Source organism: Ideonella azotifigens (assembly GCF_006519715.1).
In the GTDB taxonomy this organism is placed as follows: Bacteria; Pseudomonadota; Gammaproteobacteria; order Burkholderiales; family Burkholderiaceae_C; genus Ideonella; species Ideonella azotifigens.
Genome location: NZ_VIDT01000288.1, coordinates 1 through 6,607, shown reverse-complemented (window position 1 = coordinate 6,607; position 6,607 = coordinate 1). Strand labels below are relative to the sequence as shown.

The window sequence follows — 6,607 nt, the reverse complement described above, 5'->3', positions numbered from 1 at the left end:
AGACTGAGCGGCGCCTGCCTCGCCATTGCCGCAGGGGCAAGGACGCGGTTTATTGACCGCTTACAAGTGACGATACCAATCTGGCTCGACTTTTATTTCGGTGCCAACCGAATCGCCCCATCCAGCCGAATCACCTCCCCATTTAACATCTCATTCGTAATGATTTGCTGAACCAGCTTCGAATAGTCAGCCGGCGTTCCCAAACGGCTAGGGAACGGCACATTCGCTGCCAGCGCATCCTGCACTTCCTTTGGCATGCCAAACAACATTGGCGTGCCGAAGATTCCTGGGGCAATGGTCATGTTGCGAATGCCATTGCGGGCCAGATCCCGGGCAATCGGCAGGGTCATGCCGACCACGCCACCTTTGCTGGCTGAGTAGGCGGCTTGGCCCATCTGCCCGTCGTATGCGGCGACGCTGGCGGTACTGATCAGCACGCCGCGTTCGCCGGTTGCGGCCTCGGGTTCGTTCTTGGCCATGGCTTCGGCGGCCAGGCGAATCATGTTGAAGCTGCCGATCAGGTTGACGGTGACGGTCTTGCTGAAGACGGCCAGCGGATGAGCCCCGTCCTTGCCTACGGTCTTTACCGCAGGGGCGATACCCGCGCAGTTGATCAAGCCCATCAGCTTGCCAAGTTGCTGCGCCGCAGTGACAACCGCTTGGCCATCTGCCTCCTGGCTGACATCGCAGCGCACGAAAACACCGCCCAATTCGGCGGCCACGGCCCGGCCTTTGTCTTCCTGCAAATCAGCGATCACGACCTTCGCGCCTTCGCGCGTCAGCATGCGCGCGGTGCCTTCGCCGAGGCCGGAAGCACCGCCAGTGACGATGAATACCTTGCCTGCAATCTCCATGAAGAGTCCCCTTGTGGTCTGAGTTGGTTAACGTTGACGTAAACGTCAATTGTGCGTCAACGGCGGTGCTTGGAAATTGCTGGCTTTCCTGGGAGCCAAGCGGCCAAAGTGTCCACGGATTGAGCGCGCAGCAAAAAGCCGCCCAAAGGCGGCTTGCTGGGTTGCTGCAATGCAGCAACAACGAGCGCACAGTTGCCGCGCTGGTCAGTGGCTCAGCCCAGCGCTTCCAGCGCACGCGCGGTGATCTCATCCACCGTCCCGACGCCGGCGATCTTGGCGTAGCGGGGGGCTTGGGGGTCGCCTGTCTGCGCCCATTGGCTGTAGTAGTCGACCAACGGACGGGTCTGGGCCTGGTAGACCTCCAGGCGAGTGCGCACAGTGGCTTCTTCGTCGTCCTTGCGCTGCACCAGCTCCTCACCGGTGACGTCGTCCTTGCCGTCGACCTTCGGCGGGTTGAAGCGCAGGTGATAGGTGCGGCCCGAGGCCACGTGCACACGGCGACCACTCATGCGCTCGATGATGGCTTCGTCCGGCACGTCGATCTCCAGCACCAGGTCCAGCTTGACGCCCGCGGCCTTCATTGCATCAGCCTGCGGAATGGTGCGGGGGAAACCGTCGAACAGGAAGCCGTTGGCACAGTCGGGCTGTGTGATGCGCTCCTTGACCAGGCCAATGATGATCTCGTCGCTGACCAAGCCGCCGGCGTCCATGACCTTCTTGGCTGCGACGCCGAGTTCGCTGCCTGCCTTGACTGCCGCACGAAGCATGTCGCCGGTCGAGATCTGCGGGATGCCGAACTTGTCGCAAATGAACTTTGCTTGAGTGCCCTTACCGGCGCCCGGCGCCCCCAAAAGAATGATACGCATTGAGTTGCCTCTTTTCATGATTCTTGCTGGCCGCTGCAGGCGGCCTCCCGTGCTCGGCAAGGGCGCGGGCACGGGGCGTGGTTGGGCGCAGGATAGCATGGGCACCCCTGCGGGAGCCTGACACGGGGCTGGCAAAGACCTAGGGGGCTACCCCGAAAATCAAGCGGCGAAAAGTGCCCGAACGCGCGCCAGGTCCTCTGCCGTGTCCACGCCGGGTGCGGGTGCCGAAGCGGCCTCGAACACCGCAATGCGGTCGCCGTGCCACAGCACGCGGAGCTGCTCAAGCGATTCCAGTTGCTCCAGCGGAGAAGCGGCCAGCCCGGGGAAGCGCCGCAGGTAGCCGGCGCGGTACGCATACAGCCCGATATGCCTCAGCGCCGGCGTGCCTGCCGCAGGCAAGCCAGCCAAGCCGTCGCGAGCGCCATCGCGCCACCACGGCACGCAGGCCCGACTGAAATACAGTGCACGGCCGGCCTGGTCCAGCACGACCTTCACCACGTTCGGATTGCGGAACTCTTCCTCCGACAACAGCGCGTGCGCCGCCGTGGCGACCGCGCATTCGGTGCGCTGCTCCAGCAACTGGGCGCAAGCGGCGACCAGTGCCGGGTCGATCAAGGGTTCGTCGCCCTGGACATTGACCACCAGTGCATCACCGTCCAGCCCGAGCAGTTCGCAAGCCTCGGCGAGGCGATCACTGCCACTGGCGTGGTCGACCCGCGTGAGCAATGCGCGCACGCCATGCGCTTCGCAGGCCTGCACGATGCTGGCGTCGTCCGCCGCGACGACCACCTGGCTGGCGCCCGACTGGGCGGCGCGTTCGGCCACCCGCACCACCATGGGTTTGCCGCCAATGTCGGCCAGTGGCTTGTTGGGCAAGCGAGTCGAAGCCAGCCGGGCCGGGATCAGCACTGAAAACGCGGCCACCGGCTTCACTCCTCGGCAGGCAAGGCCCGCGCCTCGTTCTCCAGCATCACCGGGATGCCATCGCGCACGGGAAATGCCAACCTGTCGGCGGCGCACACCAATTCATGGGGGCGGAATTGCGCGTCGCGGTTCAGTGTCAACGGCCCTTTGCACACAGGGCAAACCAGCATGTCGAGCAGGCGGTGATCAGCGGTCATGGTCAGCAATCAAAGAGGCCAGCGCCGAGCGCAGCGCGTCGGTCAGCATGGCAGGAAGTTCAAAGTCTAGCGTGACGACCCAGGCACACGTGTTGCCGGTGCTGCCCGGAGGCAGCTTCGCGGCATCCTTTTCGGTCAACAGCACATCAGGCTCGTTGGTGGGCCAGGGCAGGGCGGCGAGGTCCGCGTGGTCGGGCAGTGGCAACTCGCGCAGTCGCAGGCCAGCTGCACGCAGCATGTCGAAGAAGCGGGACGGCGAGGCAATGCCGGCCGCAGCCAGGAGCGGGTTCTCCTCTGACTTTGCGCGCAGGTGCGCCAAGGTCGCCATCGAGCCCCCGGCGCCCTGCCACCAGTCCGACAAGGCCACCGCACCGCCAAGGCCGCGGCGCGCGCAGCCACCGGGCAGCGGCGTGGTCGGTGCGTCCGCGTTGTAGACCACCCAGCTGCGGGGTGGCAGGTGGCGCGGCAAACGCTGGCGCAATGGGCCGGCAGGCAGCAGCAGACGATTGCCGGCACCGCGGCCGTCGAACACGATCAGGCTCAGGTCATGCTGCAAACGCCAGTGCTGCAGCCCATCGTCGGAGACGATCAGGTTGACCGCGGGATGCGCCGCCAGCAAGGCCAGTGCTGCGGCCACACGGTCACGTGCCACAGCCACCGGTGCCCCAGTTCGCAGGTGCATCAGCAGCGGCTCATCGCCCACGAGACGGGCCGGTGTTTCTGCTGTGACCAGCCGCAACTCAGCATCCGCACGGCCATAGCCGCGCGAGACGATGCCAGGCTGCCAGCCCTGCGACTGCAGCCATTGCACAAGCGCAATCGTGGTCGGCGTCTTGCCGGCGCCGCCGACGATCAGGTTGCCCACAACGACCACCGGCACCGGCAGTGCAGGGCGCTTGCGCAGTTGCCAGCTCAGTCGGTTCAGCCCGGCCAACAACAGGTACAAGCCCGCCAGCGGCAACAAGGCCAGCGCCAGCCAGCTGGGCCGCGGGTGCCACCAGTGCTGCTGCAGCGTGGCAGCCGCCCGGTGGAGAAGCTTGTTCACTTCTGCGGACCTGGCCGGTTTGATCCCAACGCTGCCGAGCGGCCCGACCGGTTGCCGGTCAGCACTGTCACTGCGCTGCCGCAGGCGCGGTGCTGCCTGCAGGCAGTTGCGCGGCAAACGTCACCCGCACCAGGCCGACGCGGCGGGCGGCGTCGAGCACGTTGATCACCGACTGATGCGCGGTTGCGGCGTCGGCCGAGATGATCACGAACGGCTCCTTGCGCTCCGTGGCGCTGGCGCGCAGCGCAGCGGCCAGCAGCTCGATGCTCCGACCTTCAACCGTCTGACCGTCGACGCTGTAGCGCCCGTCAGCCGACACGGCCACCAGGATTTCGGCCGGCCGGTCGCGCACCGCGTCGGCATTCGCCGTGGGCAGGTTGATCTGCAACTCGGTGAATTTCGAGTAGGTGGTGGACAGCATCACAAAGATCAGCACCACCAGCAGGACATCGATGAACGGGATCAGGTTGATCTCAGGCTCATCGGAGGGCGGACGGCGGAACTTCATCGCGGCCCGGCCTCAGTGCGCCGCCCGCAGCGGCATGCGCAGCAGTTGCTGCAGCAGCCGCTCAGAGGCTTGCTCCATGTCGTGCAGGTAGTCGGCAATCCGGGTACGGAAGTAGCGGTGTGCCATCAGCGAAGGAATGGCAACGATCAGGCCGAAGGCCGTGTTGTACAGCGCCACCGAGATGCCATGTGCCAGCTGGGCCGGGTTGGTACCCGAGCCCGGAGCCTGCGCACCGAAGATCTCGATCATGCCGATGACGGTGCCCAGCAGGCCCAGCAGCGGTGCGACCGAGGCGATGGTCGACAAGGCATTCAGGTAGCGCTCCATGCGGTGCGCCGCGGTGCTGCCGGCGGTCTCCAGCGCCTGGCGCAGCGGCGCCTCGCTGATGCGCGGCTCGAGCGCTGCAGTCTTCAGGCCCGCGGCCAGCACGGCGCCCAGCAGCGAGTTGTCGGCCAGCTTCTGCAACATGTCGCTCGACGGCGTGCCCTGGCGGGCCACGGTGATGACTTCATCAATCAGGCCGTCGGGCGCCACGCGGGCGCGTCGCAAGGAACTGAGGCGCTCCAGCACCAGCGCAAGGGCCGCAACGGAGCACAGGATCAGCGGCCAAATCGGCCAGCCAGCGGCTTGTATGATCGACAGCAAGAGGTCCTCTGGCGCAAAGGCCTTGGGGGAAAAAGTTGGCGGCATTATGAACTGAAGCCACCGCCTGACCGGCCGCCCTTCGCCGCCTGTTGCGGAGTCGCAGCGCAAGACGTTTCCAGCTGTGACGGCCGCCCATTGGCAGGCATCTTCCGTGCCGAAAGTCGTCCACATTTTCTGTGGACAACTTTGTGGGTAACCAGGGGTTCAATGGCCCGGGAGGCCTCATTTTCCGGGCCGAGGCTTGCGGTGCTGAAAAATACGGCAGCGTTTTATTCAGTCAAATCATATGCTTGCGACGATATTTCTGTTTGATGACGGCCCGGCGGCCACCAAGGCGCGGAAGCGCGGTGACGTGGATATCTGCCCGCGAATGCACCAGCGTGGGACGCGCCGTGGCGAGTGACGGAGACTTCCGGCAGGGCGCCCCGGCTGCGGCCTCGGACTCACGAAACCGCGGCATTGGCGGGCCGGTATGGACGGTTGGCAGCCTGTTGCTGGCCGTTGGCGACGCCTTGGCGGCACGCTTCGGCGCGGTGGCTGTGCAGGGTGAGTTGTCCGGCTACACGCGGGCCAGCAGTGGCCACTGCTACTTCACGCTGAAGGATGCCAATGGCGCCACGGCCGGCATTCGCTGTGCCATGTTTCGCCGCAGTGCAGGCATGCTGGATTTCAATCCGCAGGACGGCCAGCAAGTCGAACTTCGCGGCCGCCTGGCGGTGTATGAAGCCCGGGGCGAACTGCAAATGGTGGTCGAGAGCATGCGCCGCGTTGGTGCGGGCGCGCTTTACGAAGAATTCCTGCGGTTGAAGGCCAGGCTGGAAGCGGCCGGGCTGTTTGCCGCCGAACGCAAGCGTGTCCTGCCTGGCCATCCAAGCCGGCTGGGCATCGTCACCTCGCTCGCGGGCGCGGCCCTGCATGACGTGCTGACCACGCTGCACCGCCGCGCCGCGCACGTCGAGGTCATCGTCTACCCGACCCTGGTGCAGGGCACGGAAGCTCCCGCTGCGGTGGCTGCTGCCCTGGCGCTGGCCAACCGTCGTGCAGAGGTGCAGGTGCTGCTGTTGTGCCGCGGCGGTGGTTCGCTGGAAGACCTGTGGGCGTTCAACGACGAACGTGTCGTGCGAGCGGTGGCGGACTCTGCTTTGCCCGTGGTCTGCGGCGTGGGCCACGAGACCGATGTGACGCTTGCCGACCTGGCTGCCGACCTGCGCGCACCCACGCCAACGGCCGCGGCCGAACTGGCGTCACCGGCCCGAGACGACTTGCTGTCCGCACTGCAGACACGGCAGCAGCGCATGGCCAGGCGGGTGCATCAGCGCCTGGACAACCATGCGCAGCGGCTGGACCAGTTCGCCCTGCGCCTGCAGCAACCTGCAAGATTGCTGGGGGTTCAGACCCACCGGCTGCAGCACCTGGCGCAGCGGCAGGTGCAGGCCGTGCGGCATGCACTGCGACAGGCGCAGGTGCGCACCGATCAGTTGGCCGGCAGGCTGCTGCGTGCGCTGCCGGCCCAGTGGTCGCGCCAGCACCAGGCCCTGGAAGCCAGGGCCGCCAGGCTGCAGGCGCTG

At 66.1% G+C, this 6,607-nt stretch carries 8 protein-coding genes; 1 reads left to right on the top strand and 7 read right to left on the bottom strand.

The window, feature by feature from the left end; translation table 11 throughout:
* Positions 1–92: 92 nt before the first annotated feature.
* The 7 genes from FKP22_RS17100 to FKP22_RS17070 all read right to left on the bottom strand — a co-directional run bounded on the left by FKP22_RS17100 (position 93) and on the right by FKP22_RS17070 (position 5,039).
* Positions 93–854 (bottom strand): 3-hydroxyacyl-CoA dehydrogenase, encoded by a 762-nt coding sequence (locus tag FKP22_RS17100; protein WP_141288665.1) that lies wholly within the window; start codon positions 852–854, stop codon positions 93–95.
* Between the two features lie 212 nt (positions 855–1,066).
* Complete coding sequence (adk, locus tag FKP22_RS17095; RefSeq protein ID WP_141288663.1) at positions 1,067–1,720, bottom strand: adenylate kinase; 654 nt, start codon at positions 1,718–1,720, stop codon at positions 1,067–1,069.
* A gap of 159 nt (positions 1,721–1,879) precedes the next feature.
* Entirely contained in the window at positions 1,880–2,653 is a 774-nt protein-coding gene (kdsB, locus tag FKP22_RS17090; RefSeq protein ID WP_141288661.1) for a 3-deoxy-manno-octulosonate cytidylyltransferase, read from the bottom strand.
* On the bottom strand, positions 2,650–2,841 hold the full coding sequence (locus FKP22_RS17085; RefSeq protein ID WP_141288659.1) for a Trm112 family protein: 192 nt from the start codon (positions 2,839–2,841) through the stop codon (positions 2,650–2,652). Before FKP22_RS17085 ends, kdsB begins: the two co-directional genes overlap by 4 nt.
* The gene (gene lpxK / locus FKP22_RS17080; protein WP_141288657.1) at positions 2,831–3,886 is read right to left on the bottom strand and encodes a tetraacyldisaccharide 4'-kinase; all 1,056 of its coding nucleotides are present in this window, start codon (positions 3,884–3,886) and stop codon (positions 2,831–2,833) included. Before lpxK ends, FKP22_RS17085 begins: the two co-directional genes overlap by 11 nt.
* A gap of 67 nt (positions 3,887–3,953) precedes the next feature.
* Positions 3,954–4,394, bottom strand: a complete 441-nt coding sequence (locus FKP22_RS17075; RefSeq protein ID WP_141288655.1) for an ExbD/TolR family protein — start codon at positions 4,392–4,394, stop codon at positions 3,954–3,956.
* Positions 4,395–4,406: 12 nt separating this feature from the next.
* Positions 4,407–5,039, bottom strand: a complete 633-nt coding sequence (locus FKP22_RS17070; protein ID WP_141288654.1) for a MotA/TolQ/ExbB proton channel family protein — start codon at positions 5,037–5,039, stop codon at positions 4,407–4,409.
* 392 nt (positions 5,040–5,431) lie between these two features.
* On the opposite strand from FKP22_RS17070, the gene xseA reads away from it, so the two are divergent.
* On the top strand, positions 5,432–6,607 hold a 1,176-nt coding region (xseA, locus tag FKP22_RS17065), incomplete at its 3' end, for an exodeoxyribonuclease VII large subunit (RefSeq protein WP_233446867.1).